The 1,548-nt window shown below is 52.9% G+C and carries 3 protein-coding genes; 2 read left to right on the forward strand and 1 reads right to left on the reverse strand.

Annotated features, from left to right (window positions below; all coding sequences use genetic code 11):
* Positions 1-60: 60 nt before the first annotated feature.
* On the forward strand, positions 61-351 hold the full coding sequence (locus LH464_RS24285) for a type II toxin-antitoxin system RelE/ParE family toxin (protein WP_226788964.1): 291 nt from the start codon (positions 61-63) through the stop codon (positions 349-351).
* A 1-nt stretch (position 352) separates the two neighbouring features.
* A complete protein-coding gene (locus LH464_RS24290) occupies positions 353-664 on the forward strand; it encodes an addiction module antidote protein (RefSeq protein WP_226788965.1) in 312 nt (103 codons plus the stop codon).
* A 60-nt stretch (positions 665-724) separates the two neighbouring features.
* On the opposite strand, the gene LH464_RS24295 is transcribed toward LH464_RS24290, so the two are convergent.
* The gene (locus LH464_RS24295; RefSeq protein WP_226788966.1) at positions 725-883 is read right to left on the reverse strand and encodes a hypothetical protein; all 159 of its coding nucleotides are present in this window, start codon (positions 881-883) and stop codon (positions 725-727) included.
* Positions 884-1,548 lie beyond the last annotated feature (665 nt).

Raw genomic sequence — 1,548 nt, forward strand, 5'->3', positions numbered from 1 at the left:
TTGTGAACTATAGTTCACAAACTAGTTGCTTTCCGACTAGTTGTAAGCTATAGTTCACACATGATCGAAGTTCGGCAAACCGCGGTTTTTTCTGACTGGCTGAAAAACCTTCGCGACAGAACCGCCACGACTCGCATCGTGGCGCGGATCCGTCGTCTTGAGCTTGGCAATCCGGGTGACATTAAGTCGGTGGGAGACGGTGTAAGCGAGATGAGGATCGATTATGGCCCCGGATATCGTGTCTATCTGACATATGCTGGCCGTGCCGTGGTAATCCTTTTATGCGGTGGCGATAAGTCCTCCCAATCACGGGATATTGCGTATTCGAAGAAGATGGCAAAGGAGATTTGATATGGCAGTTGAGACAACGCGTTTTGATGTCCTCGATTACCTGAAGACGCCGGAAGATCGTTTTGCATATATTGAGGCCGCCTTTGAGGACGGAGATCCTTCGTTGATCGCGCATGCTCTCGGTGATGTCGCGCGTTCAATTGGTATGAGTGCCGTTGCCAAAGAGGCGGGCGTTACTCGTGAGGCTCTTTATAAAGCACTGAGCGAGCGCGGCGATCCAAAGCTTTCCACGCTTATTGGAGTAGCCAAGGCACTTGGCATTAAGTTGTCAATTTCACAGGCAGAAGGTGGGGCGGAACCAAAGGCCGCGTGAAGCGCGGCTGTTAGCCCCTCCGGCCGGATCGACCGGCCTGCGAGGGCTTGCAGCTAACGCCTAGATTCTCGTTACCGCATGGTACAGCAGTAGTCCGATACCCGCGCTCTGGGTTCGTCGCTCGGTCATCAGGCTCGCAGTCAGCACGAGAGGTGCGACCAGCACAAGCGCCAGGAAGAATGTGGAGAGGTACGGATAGATGTGCTTGAGCGGGTTCATGAGCAGACGTTAGCCCCGTCAGGTCAAACCGCTGCTGAACCGCATGTTCATGCCCCGGCTACTTCGGTGAACAAGCCGTCAATGGCAAATGTCAATAACATTGATGAGCATGCGGGAGATTGTGGGGGAGGGCTTTCGGGTTGTCCGTCGATAATGGCTTTGACGTCCGTATTAATATTTGTGCAGATCCGATTATATATCTAGCAATTATCAATTCATCCCTTTGACATCCGGGCGGCGCCGAGCTATCGATTTCTACGGAGCATTTAGAGGCTCTTGATGGACCTGACCTTCCAGTCAAGGCGTGCTTGAATCCACTCAAGCACGCCGCACCTCCTGCATTCCCTGCATGGTTTTCCAATATCGCTGCCCTTGCACTCCCGCTGGTTCCATAGCCGCGCGTCAGCATCCTTGTCCCGCAAAGTAACTCCGACCCGACTCTGGCTGTGACAAAAATGCGACGGCGCATTCCAATGTTCCAGCACGATCGGGCGAACATCCTCGCATGAGGTTGTGCCCTATGACCCGCCAGATTAATTGATGTGACTCTGGATATGAATTCAGAATCTCTCACCTAGTGATCAATTGGAAGGTTCATTATGAACATCAAAGGTCTTCTTCTCGGTTCCGCAGCTGCGCTGGTCGCAGTATCCGGCGCACAGGCT

Origin of the sequence: Pseudorhizobium xiangyangii (genome assembly GCF_020531965.1) — a bacterium.
Lineage (GTDB): Bacteria > Pseudomonadota > Alphaproteobacteria > Rhizobiales > Rhizobiaceae > Neorhizobium > Neorhizobium xiangyangii.

What these genes read in the sequence shown, in the direction of transcription:
- LH464_RS24295 (WP_226788966.1), bottom strand. Translation starts at nt 883, where the DNA reads ATGAACCCGCTCAAGCACATCTATCCGTACCTCTCCACATTCTTCCTG.
- LH464_RS24290 (WP_226788965.1), top strand. Translation starts at nt 353, where the DNA reads ATGGCAGTTGAGACAACGCGTTTTGATGTCCTCGATTACCTGAAGACG.
- LH464_RS24285 (WP_226788964.1), top strand. Translation starts at nt 61, where the DNA reads ATGATCGAAGTTCGGCAAACCGCGGTTTTTTCTGACTGGCTGAAAAAC.